The organism is Telluria mixta (genome assembly GCF_029223865.1).
Classification (GTDB): Bacteria; Pseudomonadota; Gammaproteobacteria; order Burkholderiales; family Burkholderiaceae_D; genus Telluria; species Telluria mixta.
The window spans coordinates 2,725,917-2,742,621 of the sequence record NZ_CP119520.1 but is presented as its reverse complement, the minus strand read 5'-3'; the positions used below and the strand labels follow the sequence as shown (position 1 = coordinate 2,742,621).

General features: G+C 65.6%; 17 protein-coding genes. 9 read left to right on the top strand and 8 right to left on the bottom strand.

Translation table 11 applies throughout. From position 1 onward, the window contains the following. Positions 1-11: 11 nt before the first annotated feature. Genes hutH through P0M04_RS12195 form a run of 4 tightly spaced genes read right to left on the bottom strand, consistent with a single transcriptional unit; the run spans position 12 to position 5,635 of the window. Positions 12-1,553 (bottom strand): histidine ammonia-lyase, encoded by a 1,542-nt coding sequence (gene hutH / locus P0M04_RS12210; RefSeq protein ID WP_307727238.1) that lies wholly within the window; start codon positions 1,551-1,553, stop codon positions 12-14. 13 nt (positions 1,554-1,566) lie between these two features. Further along, a complete protein-coding gene (hutU, locus tag P0M04_RS12205) occupies positions 1,567-3,258 on the bottom strand; it encodes a urocanate hydratase (RefSeq protein WP_259450732.1) in 1,692 nt (563 codons plus the stop codon). A gap of 53 nt (positions 3,259-3,311) precedes the next feature. Further along, positions 3,312-3,965, bottom strand: coding sequence for a hypothetical protein (locus P0M04_RS12200; RefSeq protein WP_259450731.1), 654 nt, complete (start codon positions 3,963-3,965; stop codon positions 3,312-3,314). Then, on the bottom strand, positions 3,962-5,635 hold the full coding sequence (locus P0M04_RS12195; protein ID WP_259450730.1) for an amidohydrolase: 1,674 nt from the start codon (positions 5,633-5,635) through the stop codon (positions 3,962-3,964). The genes P0M04_RS12200 and P0M04_RS12195 overlap by 4 nt, the downstream gene beginning before the upstream one ends. A gap of 173 nt (positions 5,636-5,808) precedes the next feature. On the opposite strand from P0M04_RS12195, the gene P0M04_RS12190 reads away from it, so the two are divergent. Then, on the top strand, positions 5,809-6,447 hold the full coding sequence (locus P0M04_RS12190) for a glutathione S-transferase family protein (RefSeq protein ID WP_259450729.1): 639 nt from the start codon (positions 5,809-5,811) through the stop codon (positions 6,445-6,447). Positions 6,448-6,457: 10 nt separating this feature from the next. Here P0M04_RS12190 and P0M04_RS12185 read toward each other — a convergent pair whose 3' ends face one another. Then, the gene (locus tag P0M04_RS12185; RefSeq protein ID WP_259450728.1) at positions 6,458-6,958 is read right to left on the bottom strand and encodes a hypothetical protein; all 501 of its coding nucleotides are present in this window, start codon (positions 6,956-6,958) and stop codon (positions 6,458-6,460) included. Between the two features lie 261 nt (positions 6,959-7,219). On the opposite strand from P0M04_RS12185, the gene P0M04_RS12180 reads away from it, so the two are divergent. Next, entirely contained in the window at positions 7,220-7,855 is a 636-nt protein-coding gene (locus P0M04_RS12180) for a transposase (protein ID WP_259450861.1), read from the top strand. Between the two features lie 42 nt (positions 7,856-7,897). Here the strand turns inward: P0M04_RS12180 and P0M04_RS12175 are convergent, their stop codons facing one another. Next, the gene (locus P0M04_RS12175) at positions 7,898-8,587 is read right to left on the bottom strand and encodes a 2OG-Fe(II) oxygenase (protein WP_259450727.1); all 690 of its coding nucleotides are present in this window, start codon (positions 8,585-8,587) and stop codon (positions 7,898-7,900) included. Beyond that, positions 8,584-9,690 (bottom strand): bifunctional DNA-binding transcriptional regulator/O6-methylguanine-DNA methyltransferase Ada, encoded by a 1,107-nt coding sequence (gene ada / locus P0M04_RS12170; RefSeq protein ID WP_259450726.1) that lies wholly within the window; start codon positions 9,688-9,690, stop codon positions 8,584-8,586. The genes P0M04_RS12175 and ada overlap by 4 nt, the downstream gene beginning before the upstream one ends. Positions 9,691-9,821: 131 nt before the next feature. On the opposite strand from ada, the gene hutC reads away from it, so the two are divergent. From hutC to P0M04_RS12140, 6 genes are all read left to right on the top strand, one after another. Then, positions 9,822-10,541 carry a histidine utilization transcriptional repressor HutC gene (hutC, locus tag P0M04_RS12165; protein ID WP_259450725.1) on the top strand — a complete coding sequence of 240 codons (720 nt, stop codon included), beginning with the start codon at positions 9,822-9,824 and terminating at the stop codon, positions 10,539-10,541. A gap of 282 nt (positions 10,542-10,823) precedes the next feature. Then, complete coding sequence (gene trxA, locus P0M04_RS12160) at positions 10,824-11,150, top strand: thioredoxin TrxA (RefSeq protein ID WP_036236119.1); 327 nt, start codon at positions 10,824-10,826, stop codon at positions 11,148-11,150. A 139-nt stretch (positions 11,151-11,289) separates the two neighbouring features. Next, on the top strand, positions 11,290-12,552 hold the full coding sequence (rho, locus tag P0M04_RS12155; protein WP_036236120.1) for a transcription termination factor Rho: 1,263 nt from the start codon (positions 11,290-11,292) through the stop codon (positions 12,550-12,552). 136 nt (positions 12,553-12,688) lie between these two features. After that, positions 12,689-12,958 carry a hypothetical protein gene (locus P0M04_RS12150; protein ID WP_259450724.1) on the top strand — a complete coding sequence of 90 codons (270 nt, stop codon included), beginning with the start codon at positions 12,689-12,691 and terminating at the stop codon, positions 12,956-12,958. Between the two features lie 154 nt (positions 12,959-13,112). Then, positions 13,113-13,382, top strand: coding sequence for a type B 50S ribosomal protein L31 (locus P0M04_RS12145; protein WP_056124537.1), 270 nt, complete (start codon positions 13,113-13,115; stop codon positions 13,380-13,382). 180 nt (positions 13,383-13,562) lie between these two features. After that, a complete protein-coding gene (locus tag P0M04_RS12140; protein WP_259450723.1) occupies positions 13,563-15,323 on the top strand; it encodes an ArnT family glycosyltransferase in 1,761 nt (586 codons plus the stop codon). Between the two features lie 4 nt (positions 15,324-15,327). Here P0M04_RS12140 and P0M04_RS12135 read toward each other — a convergent pair whose 3' ends face one another. Beyond that, positions 15,328-15,942, bottom strand: a complete 615-nt coding sequence (locus P0M04_RS12135) for an FxDxF family PEP-CTERM protein (protein WP_259450722.1) — start codon at positions 15,940-15,942, stop codon at positions 15,328-15,330. A gap of 283 nt (positions 15,943-16,225) precedes the next feature. Here P0M04_RS12135 and P0M04_RS12130 point away from each other — a divergent pair, with 283 nt between their 5' ends. After that, the gene (locus tag P0M04_RS12130) at positions 16,226-16,699 is read left to right on the top strand and encodes a hypothetical protein (RefSeq protein WP_259450721.1); all 474 of its coding nucleotides are present in this window, start codon (positions 16,226-16,228) and stop codon (positions 16,697-16,699) included. Positions 16,700-16,705: the final 6 nt, after the last annotated feature.

The following is a 16,705-nucleotide window of genomic DNA, read 5'->3' as shown; positions in this document are numbered from 1 at the left end:
TGATCCCCTGATCAGTGCAGTGCGGCGAACAAGTCCTTGCACGCGGCCGACAGTTCGCCATCCATCACCATCCGGCGCGCCGCCTCGATGTCCGGCGCGAAAAACCGGTCTTCGTCGAACGCCGGCACGTGCTCGCGCAATTTTGCATGGACATGTTCCAGGTGGCTGGAGCTCGTCAGCGGCCGGTGGAATTCGATCCCCTGCGCCGCCGCCAGCAGCTCGATGCCGACAATGACACCCGTATTGTGCGCCATCTGGCCGAGACGGCGCGCCGCGAATGTCGCCATGCTGACGTGGTCTTCCTGGTTGGCGGACGTCGGCAGGCTGTCGACGCTGGCCGGATGCGCCAGCGACTTGTTTTCCGACGCCAGCGCGGCCGCCGTCACGTGCGCGATCATGAAGCCGGAGTTCACGCCCGGTTCGCGCACGAGGAACGGCGGCAGGCCGGACAAGGTGGAATCGATGAGCAGCGCGATGCGGCGCTCGGCCAGCGCGCCGATCTCGGCAATGGCCAGGGCCAGGATGTCGGCCGCGAATGCGACGGGTTCCGCGTGGAAATTCCCGCCGGAAATCACTTCACCGGAGTCGGGGAACACGAGCGGATTGTCCGTGACGGCGTTGGATTCGATCAGGAGTGTCCGGCCGGCCTGGGCGATGAGGTCCATCACGGCGCCCATCACCTGCGGCTGGCAGCGCAGGCTGTACGGGTCCTGCACGCGCTCGTCGCCGACGAGGTGCGAGGCGCGGATCGCGCTGCCCGCCACCAGCTGGCGATAAATCTTCGCCGCCGCGATCTGGCCCGGCTGGCCGCGCACTTCATGCACGCGCGGGTCGAATGGGGCGTCGCTGCCGCGGGCGGCGTCCAGCGACAGCGCGCCCGACACCATCGCCGCTTCCAGCAGGCGCTCGGCGAGGAACAGGCCGTTCAGGGCCAGCGCCGTCGACACCTGCGTGCCGTTGATCAGCGCAAGCCCCTCCTTCGCGGCCAGCACGACCGGTTCGATGCCGGCCGCGTCCAGCGCGGCGCGCGCATCCATCAGTTCGCCGCGCATGCGCACCTGGCCGACGCCCAGCATCGCGAGCGTCATGTGCGCCAGCGGCGCGAGGTCGCCGGATGCGCCGACGGACCCTTGCGACGGGATCGCGGGCATGATGCCGGCGTTGTACAGGGCGATCAGGGTGTCGATGATCAGCGGGCGCACGCCGGAATAACCGCGGGCGAGGCTGCCGATCTTGGTCAGCAGGATCAGGCGCACGACGTGATCCGGCAGGAGCTCGCCCGTACCGACGGCATGCGACAGGATCAGGTTCTGCTGCAGCTGCTCGAGCTGGGCCTGCGGGATGTGGCGCTTGGCCAGGATGCCGAAGCCCGTGTTGATGCCGTAGGCCGGATCGCCCTTGGCGACGATGGCCTGCACGGTGGCGGCCGAGGTCTCGATGGCGGCGTAGGCTTCCGGTGCGAGCGTGAGCGGACCGTGCGCGCCCCAGACGGCGCGCAGGTCGTTCAGGGACAAGGCGCCCGGTTGCAGGGTCAGGGAATGTGCTTGTGTCATGGTGTCGATATGCTTACTTGATCATCGGGAGGCGCAGGCCGAAACGCTTGGCCGTCTCGATCGCGAGTTCGTAGCCGGCATCCGCATGGCGCATCACGCCCGACGCGCAATCGTTGACGAGGACGCGGGCCAGGCGTTTATCCGCGGCCTCGGTACCGTCCGCCACGATGACGACGCCCGCATGCTGCGAATAGCCCATGCCGACGCCGCCGCCGTGGTGCAGCGACACCCACGTCGCCCCGCCGGCCGTGTTCAGCATGGCGTTCAGCAGCGGCCAGTCGGAGACGGCATCGGTACCGTCGCGCATCGCTTCCGTCTCGCGGTTCGGGCTCGCGACGGAGCCCGTGTCCAGGTGGTCGCGCCCGATCACGATCGGCGCTTTCAATTCGCCCGTGCGGACCATCTCGTTGAACGCGAGGCCGGCCAGGTGGCGCTCGCCCAGGCCCAGCCAGCAGATGCGCGCCGGCAGGCCCTGGAACGCGATGTGGTCGCGCGCCATGTCGAGCCAGCGGTGTACGCGCGTATGCTGCGGGAACAGCTCCTTGATCTTCGCGTCGGTTTTATGGATGTCTTCCGGGTCGCCGGACAGCGCCACCCAGCGGAACGGGCCGCGCCCCTCGCAGAACTGCGGGCGGATGTACGCGGGAACGAAGCCGGGGAAGTCGAAGGCGTTCTTGACGCCCTGGTCGAACGCGACCTGGCGGATGTTGTTGCCGTAGTCGACGGCGTACGATCCCATCGCCTTGAAGTCGAGGATCGCCTGCACGTGCACGGCGCACGATTCGGCCGCGGCCTGCTTCAGCGCAGCGTGCTGCGCCGGGTCGCGCTGGGCCGCCAGCCACTGCTCGACGGTCCAGCCGCGCGGCAGGTAGCCGTGGATCAGGTCGTGGGCGGACGTCTGGTCCGTCACGAGGTCCGGCACGAGACCGCCCTCTTTCGCCCTGCGCACGAGTTCCGGCAGCACGTCGGCCGCGTTGCCGAGCAGGCCGATGGAGACGGCTTCCTTGCGTTCCGTGTGGGCGCGGATCATGGCCAGCGCCTCGTCGATGTCCTTCGCCTGCTTGTCGAGGTAGCGGGTGCGCAGGCGGAAGTCGATGCTGCTCTGCTGGCATTCCACGTTCAGCGACACGGCGCCGGCGAATGTCGCGGCCAGCGGCTGCGCGCCGCCCATGCCGCCCAGGCCCGCCGTCAGGATCCAGCGACCGGACATGTCGCCGCCAAAGTGCTGGCGGCCGGCTTCCGCGAATGTCTCGTAGGTGCCCTGCACGATGCCCTGGGTGCCGATGTAGATCCAGCTGCCGGCCGTCATCTGGCCGTACATGAACAGGCCTTTGCGATCGAGCTCGTTGAAATGCTCCCACGTCGCCCATTTCGGCACGAGGTTCGAGTTCGCCAGCAGCACGCGCGGGGCGTCGGGGTGCGTCTGGAACACGCCGACCGGCTTGCCGGACTGGATCAGGAGGGTCTGGTCGTCGTCGAGATCGCGCAGCGACGCGAGGATCTGGTCGAAGCAGGCCCAGTCGCGCGCCGCGCGGCCGATGCCGCCGTAGACCACGAGCCCCTGCGGGTTTTCCGCCACCTCGGCATCCAGGTTGTTCTGCAGCATGCGGTAGGCCGCCTCGGTCAGCCAGCTTTTACATGTGAGCTCGCTGCCGCGCGGGGCGCGGATGACGCGGGTGGGATCGAAACGCGGGTCTTTGGTCATGACGGACTCCTCGATGGGCATTCCAGGAAGTCTAAGTTGTCTATACAACCTCGTCAAGGGCGATAACTGAGGTTGGGTCGATAGCGCAGCAATTCATTGTCCACCCGGTCGACGAGGCCGGACAGCGTGTACGGCGTCCCCAAGGTCGCGGCCGCGCCGAACGACGCCACGGCGCGCATCAGCACGTATTGCGGGGCCTCGCCGCCCGCCTGCAGCCGGTACCACGTCTGGCGCGCCGTGCCGCGCGCGCGTGCCACCGCCTGCTCGAACGCCGCTTCCTGGCCGGGGCGGATGTGGTAAGTCGTCAGGTTCAGGAACGGCGACGCGTCCGGCAACGGTTCGCCCGCACTCATCGCGTCCATGCGCTGGTAGATGCCGTGGCTGACGAAGTCGGCGTACGGCACCACGTTCACGTTGTTGTCGGCGGCGTCGGCGGCGGGCTGCACGGCCGCGTCGAAGTCGGCGGCCGCGTGGCCGAACGTGCCGTCCATGAAGCGGTTGATGCGGTTGCCCAGCACGAAGGTCCAGCCGTACCACGTCCACGGATCCTGCACGCCCTTGTGCCATTGCAGGTGCCGCTCGTAGCCCTTTTCAAACGCCTCGGCCTGGCCAGGCTTGGGGACGATGACGACCATGCGGGCATAAGACTGCGCCCAGGCCGGGGAAACGGCCACGAATGCGAGAGCGGCGACGAGAGCTTTCATCATGGTTTTCGGTACACCTGTTGGCCGCCGACCCACGTCTCGAGCACGCCGGTCTTGTGGATGTCGTACGGGGAGATTTTGAAGAGGTCGCGGTCGATGACGATGAAGTCCGCGTACTTGCCCGCTTCGAGCGAGCCGAGCGTCTTTTCCTGGTGGCCGGCATACGCCGCGTCGAGCGTGAAGCAGCGGAAGGCTTCTTTCAGCGACATCTCCTGCTCGGGATACCAGCCGGCGATCGGATTGCCGTTCGCATCCTGGCGCGTGACGGCCGCGTGGATGCCGAAGAACGGGTTCGGTGCCTCGACCGGGAAATCCGAGCCGCACGCGATGCGCGAACCCTGCGCGAGGAACGTGCGCCACGCGTACGCGCCCTTGATGCGCTCGGGGCCGATGCGCTGCTCGGCCATGTTCTTGTCGGACGTCGCGTGCGTCGGCTGCATCGACGGGATGATGCCAATGCTTTTGAATCTCGGGATGTCGGCCAGCGTCACGACCTGGGCATGCTCGATGCGGTGGCGCAGCGCCTGGCCGCGGTTGGCCGGGATCTCCCTGGCGAACGTGTCGAGGATCTGGCGGTTGCCGGCGTCGCCGATCGCGTGCACGTTGACCTGGTAGCCCTTCTTCATCGCCTTGGCGATCATCGCGTCGATCTCGCCGTTCGAATGGAACAGCAGGCCGTGCGAATGCGGATCGTCCGTGTACGGCGCCAGCAATGCGGCGCCGCGGCTGCCCAGCGCGCCGTCGGCGTACAGCTTCACGGCGCGCAGCGCGTACATGTCGCGGCCGTACGTGTTCAGCGGGCCGTTTCTCGCCAGCTGGTCGAAGTCGGCGCCAGTCCCGCCGATCATCGCGTAGATGCGCGCCGTCAGCCTGCCGTGGTCCGCGTAATCGCGGTACAGCCGGTCCTGGGCGATGCCGATGCCCGCGTCGTGCGCGCTCGTGAGGCCGACGCTGGCCATCGTGCCCAGCGCGCGGTCGAGCATCGTGCGCGCTTCCTGTTCGGTCGGTTGCGGCAGCACCTTCTGGATCATCGCCTGCGCCGCATCGACCAGCACGCCCGTCGCGTGGCCGGCAGCGTCGCGCACGATCTTGCCGCCGACCGGGTCCGGTGTCTTGTCCGTGACGCCGGCCAGTGCCAGTGCGCGGCCGTTGGCCCAGCCGGCGTGGCCGTCGACGCGTTCCAGCCACACAGGCCGGTCGGCCACGACGCCATCGAGCTCCTGCGCCGTCGGGAAGCGGCCCAGCTTCCAGTTCTCCTGGTTCCAGCCGCGCCCGCGCACCCACGCAGCCTTGGCGTTGGCGCGCGCGTAGTCGCCGATGGCGGCCAGCGCCTGCGGCAGCGACACCGTGGCAGACAGATCGAGCTGCGTCAGCATCTCGCCCAGACCGAACACGTGGCCATGCGCGTCGATGAGGCCCGGGAGCACGGTGCGGCCGGCCATGTCGACATGCTTCGCCTGCGGGGTTTTCGCGTTGACTTCAGCGGCAGTGCCGACGGCGAGGATGCGGCCGGCGTCGTCGAACGCGAGCGACGCGAACTGGACGACGTCGCCCTTCGCGTTCAGCGTGTAGCCGTTGGCGTTGTCGATGACGGTGGTGGCGTGGGCCGTGGCGGCCGTGAGGGCCAGGGCGATCAGGGTGCACTGCAGGGGCCTTGTGGGCTTGTGGCGCATGGGGTCTCCGTTCTTGTGATCGATGAACCGGGATACGATTCAAACGCAACAAACAGAGTGTATCGAAATTTACATTGTGGTCAATCGCCCTGCCATCGGTTCGATGGCAAGAACCGGAGGGTACGGCGTGTCGTACGGTGGTCCAATCGTGGTCCGACTCATGGAGACCCACGATGCTTACCCTGTACGATTACCTGCCCTCGCAGAACGCCTGGAAAGTCCGCCTGCTGCTGAACCATCTCGACATCCCCTACCGCACGGAGATCGTGCGCATCTTCGAAGGCGAAGGCCAGCGCCCGGACTTCCTGGCCATGAATCCGACCGGCGCCGTGCCCGCGCTGCGCCTGCCCGACGGCCGCACGCTGGCCGAGTCGAACGCCATCCTGACGTACCTGGCGCACGGCACGCCGTATCTGCCGGCCGATCCGTTCGACCAGGCGAAGGTGCAGCAATGGCTGTCGTTCGAACAGGACCACGTGGCGTCGATCGCGACGCTGCGCCACTGGACGCTGACGGGCAAGCTGGCACGGCGCGCGCCGGCGCTGGTCGACCGCCTGCGCCGCGTCGCGGACAAGGCGCTGGCGATCCTCGACCGCGAACTGGCGCAGCGCCCGTTCATCGCGGGCGCTGCGTACACGATCGCCGACATGTCGCTGTTTGCCTACGTCCACCGGGCCGACGAGGCCGGGCTCGCGCTGTCCGACTATCCCGGCGTCAATCGCTGGATCGGGCGCGTGCGCGCGCAGCCGGGGTTCCTCGGCACCGTGTACCCGTATTCGATCGACCCGTTCTCGGGCGGCGAACTGCCGTGAACGCGCGCGCTCACTCGAGCTGGATACGCGTGATGTAATAGCCCGGATAGGCGGCGGCCTGGCCTTGCCAGATGAGGGTGTCGATGGTCTTGCCGGCCGCGTTGATGTCCTTCAGCGGCACTTCGACGACGGCCCACGTCTTCGCCTTGAGCTGGATGGCGAAGTCGGCGTCGATCGCCTTGCCGTCGGCCATGGCCTTGATCATCAGGGTCTGGCCGCCGTCCTTGCCGCCGTTGATGACGAAGGTCAGCTTGCTGTAGCCCTCGGTGGAAAACGGCTCATGGTGCAGTGCGAGCGCGCTCCACGGCTCGCCTTCGACGCGGATCGGCTTGCCGTTACCGACCGACATCGACAACTGCGTCTTCGCCCAACTGTAGTTCTGGAAACCGTTCTTCAATTCGTCATCGTAGAGGACGAGGGGTTGCGGCAGCTCCCCGGCCCGGGCCAGGCTTCCGCCAGACACGCCGGCCACGCCGAGGGCGGCCAGGAACAGGCGACGCGATACGCTCATGGTTGTCTCCGTTGGATTATCGTTGTATGCCTGCTGAGGTGCAGGTTTGTCGATGCTACGACGGGGACATATGCATATCCAACGGCTGGTAAAAATTATTGCCCGACTGACGGATTTCATAAACCAACACCGGGGTCAGAGCCCGATTTTTGGAAAGTTCCACATGCAAATTGTCCGGATATCTCCGTACGGTTGATCTTGCTCGACGTCTTCGGGCGACGATTCTGTATCGTCTCGTCTTTCGTCGCTTTCGCTTTCGCCATGCCACGTCCGCGCCGCCTTGTCCTACCGTCGGTACCGCTCCATGTCATCCAGCGAGGAAACAATCGGATTCCGTGCTTCACCTGTCGAAGCGACTATCTGGTGTATCTCGACATATTGCGTGAATGTGCATACGACTGCGGTTGTGCTCTGCATGCCTACGTACTGATGACCAATCACGCCCATTTGCTTTTGTCTCCAGATGATGAGCACGGAGCCAGCGTACTGATGCGGCGCCTCGGTCAACGTTATGTGCAATATTTCAACCGTCACCACACGCGTACGGGCACCTTGTGGGAAGGCCGCTTTCGTTCTTGCCTGGTGCTCGACGAGCAATATTTTCTGGCATGCCAGCGCTACATCGAGCTGAACCCTGTGCGCGCGCGCATGGTGGACAAGCCAGAACACTACCCCTGGTCCAGCTACCAAACAAATGCCCTCGGACAGGATAGCTCGCTGATCAAACCGCATCTCGCATATTTGCGCCTGCACCATGAAACGATCGCGCGCCAGGCTGCGTACAGGCAGCTATGCGAAGACGCATTGCCCGATCAACTTATCTCCGAAATCAGGGTCGCCAGCAATGGCAATCGTCCTCTTGGCACGGCAGCATCAAGCGAGACGGCGCCAGACTAAGCGCTGGAGCAATTGCCAAAAATCGGGCTCTGACCCCGGTTCTCAGCTGGCGTCGTGGAAGATGATCCCGAGCGTATGCCGGTGCCCGCTGCGCACGCGGCTCACGCCGTGGCGCATGTTGACGCGGTAGATGCCGCGCGTGCCGTTGACGGGGCGGGTGTGTACCGGGAAGACGACGGCGTCGCCCTGCCCCAGCGGCACCACTTCGACGCGTGACTGCATGCGCGGGCGCTGTTCCGTCAGGACGAATTCGCCGCCGCCGAAATCCACGCCGGGACGCGACAGCAGCACGGCCACCTGCAGCGGGAAGACAAACTCGCCGTACAGGTCCTGGTGCAGGCAGTTGTAGTCGCCCGGACCGTATTGCAGCAGCAGGGGCGTCGGCCGCAACTGGCCGGCCGCGTGGCAGCGCGCCAGATAGTCGGCGTGGGCGTCCGGGTAGCGTTCCTCCAGACCGAGCGCCGCTTGCCAGCGGTTGGCGATGCGCGCCAGCGGCGGATACAGCGCCGTGCGCAGGTCCGACAGGCCAGGCGGCAGCGGGTACGCGTAATAGCGATATTCTCCCCGCCCGAAGCCGTGCCGTTCCATCACGACGCGGCTGCGGAATAGCGCATCGTCTCCATAGCCGGCGGCATACGCCGCGCACTGGTCCGGATCCAGCAGGGACGGCAGCACGGCGCAACCGGACGTGTCCAGATCGTCGCCGACGCGATCCCAGTCGATGCCCGTCATGCCTCCACCTCGTTGGAGGCGGCAGCCTGGCTGGCCTCGCGCTGGAGCAGCGCGTGCTTGCGTTCGACACCCCAGCGGTAGCCGGAGATCGAGCCGTCGTTGCGCACGACACGGTGGCAGGGAATCGCCACCGCCACCGGATTGGCGGCGCAGGCCCCGGCGATGGCGCGCGCGCCCTGCGGCATGCCAAGGCGCGCGGCCAGCTCGGCGTAGCCAACCGTCTGCCCGGCCGGAATCTGCCGCAGCGCCTGCCACACGCGCTGCTGGAACGCGGTGCCGCGCACGTCGAGCGGCAAGTCGAGCCCGAGGCGCGGCGCCTCGACGAAGGCAACGACCTGCGCCACCGTGCGTTCGAAGCCGGGCTCGGCGCCGATCAGGTCGGCCTTCGGGAAGCGGTCCTGCAGGTCGCGCACGAGTGCGTCGGGATCGTCGCCCAGCAGGATGCAGCAGATACCCTTGTCGGTCGCGGCGATGAGCAGCGCGCCCAGCGAGCACTGCGCCACGGCGAAGCGGATGGCTTCCCCGCCACCGCCCGCACGATAACGCTTCGGCGTCATGCCCAGTACGCCGGACGACGCGGCATAGAACCGGCCGCTCGAATTGAAGCCGGCGTCGTAGGCGGCCGCGGTGACGGTGCCGGCCTGCGCGAGGCCCTGCTTCAGACGCTCGGCCCGGCGCGCCGCCGCATAGGCCTTCGGCGTGATCCCCGTGTGCGCCTTGAAGATGCGGTGGAAGTGGAAGCGGCTCATGCCGCAGGCTTCGGCCAGGCTGGCGAGGTCCGGTTCTTCCTCGGCGGCCTCGATCAGGCGACAGGCCTTCGCCACGGCCTCGGCCTGGCGCTCGACCAACGGCGGCGCGTCCGGGCGGCAGCGCAGGCAGGCGCGAAAACCCGCCGCCTCGGCATCGTGCGGCGTCGCGTGGAAAGCGACGTTGGCACGGCGCGGCGTGCGCGACGGGCACGAGGGCCGGCAGTACACGCCGGTGCTGCGCACGGAATAATAAAACTGGCCGTCGGCCTCGCGTGCACGGGCGACCACGGCGGCCCAGCGCTCGTCGTCGGTGAGCCAGGCGGCAGCGGATTGAGGGATGGTGGCGGTGTTCATCTCGGTCTCCAGATTCTCGATGGCCCCATCGTAAGCGCCGGCGTGCCGGCAAACACTTCGGGTCTTGCTTTCGAATTCGCGATGCTAGAATGTCGCCTCCCCGACGAGGTGACCAGATTCCGGAGAGTAGTTTGGACGAACAGATCGCGCAAGACAGCACGCCCATTTTCCAGCGTATCAAGGATTATCTGCTCGGCGAGATCGCGTCGGGCCGCTGGAAGGAAGGCGACCTGGTGCCGTCCGAGCAGGCGCTCGTGCGCCAGTTCGGCGTCTCGCGCATGACCGTCAACCGCGCCGTGCGCGAGCTGACCGCGGAACAGGTGCTCACGCGCCGTCAGGGTTCGGGCACCTATGTCGCGCCGCAGAAGTACCAGGCGACGCTGGTCGAGATCCGCAATATCGCCGACGAGGTGCGCGCACGCGGCCACGTGCACGCGAGCCATCCGCGCCTGCTGGAACAAAGCCCGGCGGGCGAGGCGCTGGCGCGCCAGTTCGAACTGGAGCCCGGCACGCCGCTGTTCCATTCGCTGATCGTACACGACGAGAACGGGCAGCCGATCCAGGTCGAGGACCGCTGGGTCAATCCGGCCTGCGCGCCTGCCTACCTGGAACAGGACTTCGCGCGCATCACGCCCAACGAACACCTGATGGAAGCCGCGCCGCTGCAGGGCGCCACCTACAGCATCGAAGCGCTGCCGGCGCCGCGCGAGGTGGCGGAAATGCTCGGCATCGCGCCCGGCACGTCGTGCCTCGTGCTGAAGCGCCGCACGACGTCGGGCGGGCGGGTGGCCTCCGTCGTGACGATGTGGCACCCAGGCCATTTATATAAATTCACAGGCAGCGTCGGCTGATTTAATGTGATAATTGGTGAGGTCAATCAGGAACCTTGAGCATGTTGAGATTTTGTACAAAGCTCACGAACACGTTCCAAAAAAATCGGTTATTATTCCGATTAAACCCCGCCTGACATCCTCTTGCAGCTCTTCCACTATTGAATATTGCACACATTGGCACCACCTTTGTGCAGCAAGCCAGTCTGACAAGTACGGGAACCGGCTGACACTACCGAGCAGGATCGACGAGAGTCCGAAAGACCTGCAGGCGTTAATTGACCTACCTCTCTTGAGGAAAACATGAGCGAAAACATCAAACACATCAGCGATGCATCTTTCGAAACCGACGTGCTCAAGTCCGAGCGCCCGGTCCTGGTCGACTTCTGGGCCGAGTGGTGCGGCCCCTGCAAGATGATTGCCCCGATCCTGGAAGAAGTCGCGAAAGAATACGACGGCAAGCTGCTGATCGCGAAGATGGACGTCGACGCCAACCAGGCCGTTCCGGCCAAGTTCGGCATCCGCGGCATCCCGACGCTGATCCTGTTCAAGAACGGTGTCGCAGCCGCCCAGAAAGTCGGCGCGATGGCAAAAGGCCAACTGACTGCTTTCATCGATAGCAACATCTGATACCATTAGGTGGCGGCAGCGCGCCCGCACTGCCGCCTGTTCCGGCCCGGGTAGACGATCGATTCCGATCCTATCCCTTTGATTAACCCACGCAGTTCCCTCCCCTACCTTTACTTTCCCGTCACGGGACACCCGACACATGCACTTATCTGAACTGAAGGCAATGCACGTCTCCGCCCTTCTGGAGATGGCGATCAGCCTGGATATCGACAACGCAGCCCGCCTGCGCAAACAAGAACTGATGTTCGCGATTCTCAAGAAGCGCGCGAAACAAGGCGAACAGATTTTCGGCGACGGTGCGCTCGAAGTGTTGCCGGACGGGTTCGGTTTCCTGCGATCGCCGGATGCGAGCTACATGGCTTCCACCGACGACATCTACATCTCGCCATCGCAGATCCGCCGTTTCAACCTGCATACGGGTGACTCGATCGAAGGCGAGGTCCGCACGCCGAAGGATGGCGAGCGCTACTTCGCACTGGTGAAGGTGGACAAGGTCAACGGCGAATCGCCGGAAGCCTCGAAGCACCGCATCCTGTTCGAAAACCTGACGCCGCTGCATCCGAACGAGCCGCTGCGCCTCGAGCGCGACATGAACGGCGCGGAAAACATCACCGGCCGCATCGTCGACCTGATCTCGCCGATCGGCAAGGGCCAGCGCGGCCTGCTGGTCGCCTCGCCGAAGTCGGGCAAGTCGGTGATGCTGCAGCACATCGCCCACGCGATCACCGCCAACCACCCGGACTGCACGCTGATCGTCCTGCTGATCGACGAACGTCCCGAGGAAGTGACGGAGATGCAGCGCTCGGTGCGCGGCGAAGTCGTCGCCTCGACCTTCGACGAACCGGCCACCCGCCACGTGCAAGTCGCGGAAATGGTGCTGGAGAAGGCCAAGCGCCTCGTCGAGATGAAGAAGGACGTCGTGATCCTGCTGGACTCGATCACCCGCCTGGCACGCGCCTACAACACCGTGATCCCGGCCTCGGGCAAGGTGCTGACCGGTGGTGTCGACGCCAACGCGCTGCAGCGTCCGAAGCGTTTCTTCGGCGCCGCCCGCAACGTCGAGGAAGGCGGCTCGCTGACCATCGTCGCGACCGCGCTGATCGAGACCGGCTCGCGCATGGACGACGTGATCTACGAGGAATTCAAGGGCACCGGCAACATGGAAGTCCACCTCGAGCGCCGCCTGGCCGAGAAGCGCGTCTACCCGGCGATCAACCTGAACAAGTCGGGTACCCGCCGCGAAGAACTGCTGATCAAGCCGGACCAGCTGCAGAAGATCTGGATCCTGCGTAAGCTGCTGTACTCGATGGACGAGATCGAGGCGATGGAGTTCATCCTCGACAAGATGCGCGCGACCAAGAACAACGTCGAATTCTTCGACCTGATGCGTCGCGGCGGCTGATCCTCCAGCCCTGGCATCGAACGAAAAAGGCGAGTCGTACTCGCCTTTTTTGTTTTATGCGCTACGATTCATCTAGGTCAAGCCCAAGGGTGTCCAGGCGCGGAAAATCCGCACCAAGACAACCAAGGAGGCCAAGATGATGTTCAACGAACTACGCGACGTCCCGGCGCACAACAAGGATGTGCTGCTCGACCGCCGGCTGACGGTTCTCGAAACCCGCTTCGACACCACGCTGACCATGTTACCCAACAAAGCAGACCTGTCGGAACTGAAGGCCGAACTCAAGGCCGACATCCATGGCGAATCGGCTCACCTGAGCAAGTGGATGGCGGCAACCGCCATCACGATGGTCATCGGTTTCGGCGGCATGATCCTCACCATGATGTCGCGCCTGCACGCCGCCTGAGCGGCATCCGCAAGGCGCCGGTTGCCTTGGGAGCACGGCTGGCTTATAATCGCCGGTTCCGTATCCAACCCTGGCAAGTGATCGGCAATCGGGTCAAGAAGCAGGTCGACCGACGAAGTGCCGTTTGGCTACCAACTTAAACCAAGGCAAAACCATGAAGACCGATATCCATCCGGATTACCGCGAAGTCGTGTTCCACGACCTCTCCTGCGATTTCAAATTCATCACCCGCTCGACCATCTCGACCCGCGAAACCATCAATTTCGAAGGTAAAGACTACCCGCTGGTCAAGATCGAGGTGTCCGCTGAATCGCACCCGTTCTTTACCGGCAAGCACAAGATCGTCGACACCGCTGGCCGCGTTGAAAAATTCCGCCAGAAGTTCGGCTCGGTCGGTTCGAAGACCAGCGTCGCCAACGGCTAAGTCCCCGACGAGCGAACATCCGGGAAGCCTTCGGGCTTCCAAGAAGGAAGCCCCGGGGCTTCCTTTTTTTTCGTCGTCGCCACCCTGCGTTACGCCTCGTAGCAATGCCACCGCGACGCTTTGCCACGGTCCCCTTATACTACGCGACATTAATTTATTGCATTACTTCGCGCCCTATCGATGAAACCCGTCCGCCTACCCGCCGCCGCCACCCTCGCGCTGCCACGCTGGGCTTTGTACGCACTCGGCCTGTTGTACATCCTGCCGGGCCTGATCGGGCGCGATCCGTGGAAGGATGACGCCGCCAGTTTCGGCATCATGTGGACGATGGCGCACGGCGGCATCCAGGACTGGCTGATGCCGCACATCGCCGGCCTGCCCGCACCCGAGGAAGGGCCGCTGGCGTTCTGGCTCGGGGCGCTGTGCATCAAGCTGTTCGGCTGGCTCGTGGGCGACGTGCTCGGGGCGCGCATCTCGACCATCGGCATTTTCGTGCTGGGCACGGTATCGCTGTGGCACACGGCATTCCACCTGGGCCGGCGGTCGGAAGCGCAACCGCTGCGCCTGGCCTTCGGCGGCCAGCCCGAGCCGGACGATTACGGCCGCACGCTGGCCGACACGGCCGTCCTGATTTACCTCGGCTGCCTGGGCCTGCTGCTGCACAGCCACGAGACGCTGGCCGTCACCCTGCAGGGCGCGTTGCTGTCCTGGTTCCTGTTCCGCTCGGTGCGCTACATCGAGGACAGCACGCCGCGCAACGCCGTACAGGTCGGCGTAGCGCTGGGCCTGCTCACCTTGACGCGCGGCTTCGCGCCGCCGCTGGCCCTGCTGGCCGCCCTCTACCTGTGCATCCGCTTCCTCAAGCTGCCGTCGGCGTCCCTGCTGCGCCATCTCGGCCAGGCTGCAGGCACCGCGCTGCTCATCACGCTCGTGTGGGCCATCCCGGCCACGCTGGCGCATCCGTACGGCCTGTCGCCCGTCGGCGGCTGGCTGGCCTGGAATGCCGAGCAGTTGAGCGTGCCGGGCTGGCATGCGATCAAGGCGTTCTTCCGCGTCGGCATCTGGTATTTCTGGCCGGCGTGGCCGTTCGCCGCCTGGGCCGCCTGGGCCTGGCGCCGGCAGCACGGGCTGCTGCACATCATCCTGCCGACCTTCTTCGTGGGCGTGCTGACGCTCGTGATCCTGTGCGACCCGATCCCGGAAAGCGGCGACCTGCTGAAGCTGCTGCCGCCGATGGCGCTGATGGCCGCGTTCGGCCTGCCGACGATGAAGCGCGGCGCGATCAATGCGATCGACTGGTTCTCGGTGATGGTGCTGACCCTGCTGGGCGGGATGGTCTGGCTGTTCTGGATCGCCAAGCTGACGGGCTGGCCCGCGCAGCTGGCCAGGAACGCCCTCAAGCTGGTCCCGGGCTTCAAGCCGGAATTCGGCATCGTCGCCTTCCTCGTCGCGGCCGCGGCGACGGTCGGCTGGATCTTCCTCGTGCACTGGCGCCTGTCGCGCCAGCCGTCGGTGCTGTGGCGCGCCGTGGTGCTGTCGTCGGGCGGCCTGATCCTGTTGTGGGTCCTGCTGATGACGCTGTTCCTGCCGGACCTGAACTACGGCAAGAGCTACGCCAGCGTGGCCCAGCAGATCGCCGCGCGCCTGCCGGCCGGCGCCGACTGCATCGACACGAACGTCGGCGCACCCCAGCGTGCTTCGTTCGCCTACTTCGGCCACCTGCCGTTCGCCCCCGTCGACGGCGGCGCGTGCAGCTACATGCTGCTGCAGGACAGCGTCGGCCAGAAGGTGCCCGCCCAGTCCGGTCCGATGCAGAACGGCGCGCTCGTGCGCGGCGGTGCGGCGCTGCCGTTCCACGGCCGCGACTGGACGCTGCTGTGGGAAGGCCGCCGCCCGTCCGACCGCGACGAACGCTTCCGCCTGTACCGGCGCGTACGCTGAGCGCTCAGCGGCGCGGGATGCGCCGCACGCCCGCGCGCACCCGCGCGGGCTGGCGCCGGCGCCATGCCAGCGTCGTCAACACACCCAGGCCGGCCACCAGCATCCCCCAGGTCTGCGGCTCCGGCACCGGCGAGATCGTCAGATCGGCCCCGAATGCCCCACCGCCGACGCCCCGCACCTCGCCATTCACCTGGATCGCGTAGGAACCGCTCGTCATTCCAAAGCCGGAGAGTGCCCAGGAATCCGGCGCATCGGCGCCCGAACCCGTCAGATCGATGCCCGCGATGGCGGTCCCCAGCACGGCCTTCGTGACCGGATCGTAGCGGTACAGGGAAAGGCCCGTGATCAGGAGGTCCTTCGTCTGCGGCGTGTCCAGGTAGGACGACGTCAGCGAGGCGGCCGCATCGAACGGCGTGCCGACGTCGAACGTGAAGATGTCGGTGAAGGTGCTGCCGGTGGTCGATTGCGCGAACGTATCGCCGAAATGCGCGTTGAAGCCGCCCAGGCCATCGTCCGCCATGACGACCGGGGCCGTGCGGTTGACCGTCGCCGCCCCCGCGCCTTGCGCCATCAGGGCCGCCCCCGCGACCATGGCCAGAACGAGAGATTTGAGTTTCATGATAGTTCCGTTGAGAGATTAATCGGACTCGCTATCCAGGAGCAGGTGTCTTTACACCGATCCGTCCGAACAGCTTAAGTTTCGAAAGCCTGACTAACCGTTAGATCTCGCACAAATTCCCATCATTTCTAGACAGAAAAGAATTTTCCACCTAGAAATCTTTCGTTCCAGAAAAATTCTTCTCGGAAAAAGCTCATTTGAGGGAAGTCAATCCACCATGGGGGCGCTTGATCAAAATGGAGTTGTAGCGGTCCCAGCCGTCGTTCAACAAAAGGAGTTCGACATGAAAAGCGTGACATTCTCCGAGATCGAGCGCGTCCGGAAGGGACCGCACCGCCCCACCTCTCTCGCGCCGGCGCAGCGCCGGGCGGTGCTGCTGCTGAGCATGGTGCTGGGCCTGCCCGCGCTGGCGTTCGCCTTCCACCTCGTCGATCCGACGGCGCCGCTCGGCTACATCGTCGTGCCGGTCCTGCTGGGCGGCGTGCTGCCGGCGATCGCGCGCACGCTTCCCGGCCGCTTCGAGGTCACGACGCGCTTTGCGGCCTGCCATCTGGTCGGCACGCTGGACGATGCGATGGAACAGCTCGGCTATGCGCCGGTCGATCGCGGCCCCGGCACCGTGCGCTACCGCATGCGCGCGGCGCGCTGGCCCGCATGGAAAAACGCCGACATCACGGTGACCGTGCGTGACCACATGCTCGAAGTCACCGGCCCCGTGCGCACGTTGCACGTGCTGCGCCGGCAACTCAGTTGCTGAAGGCTT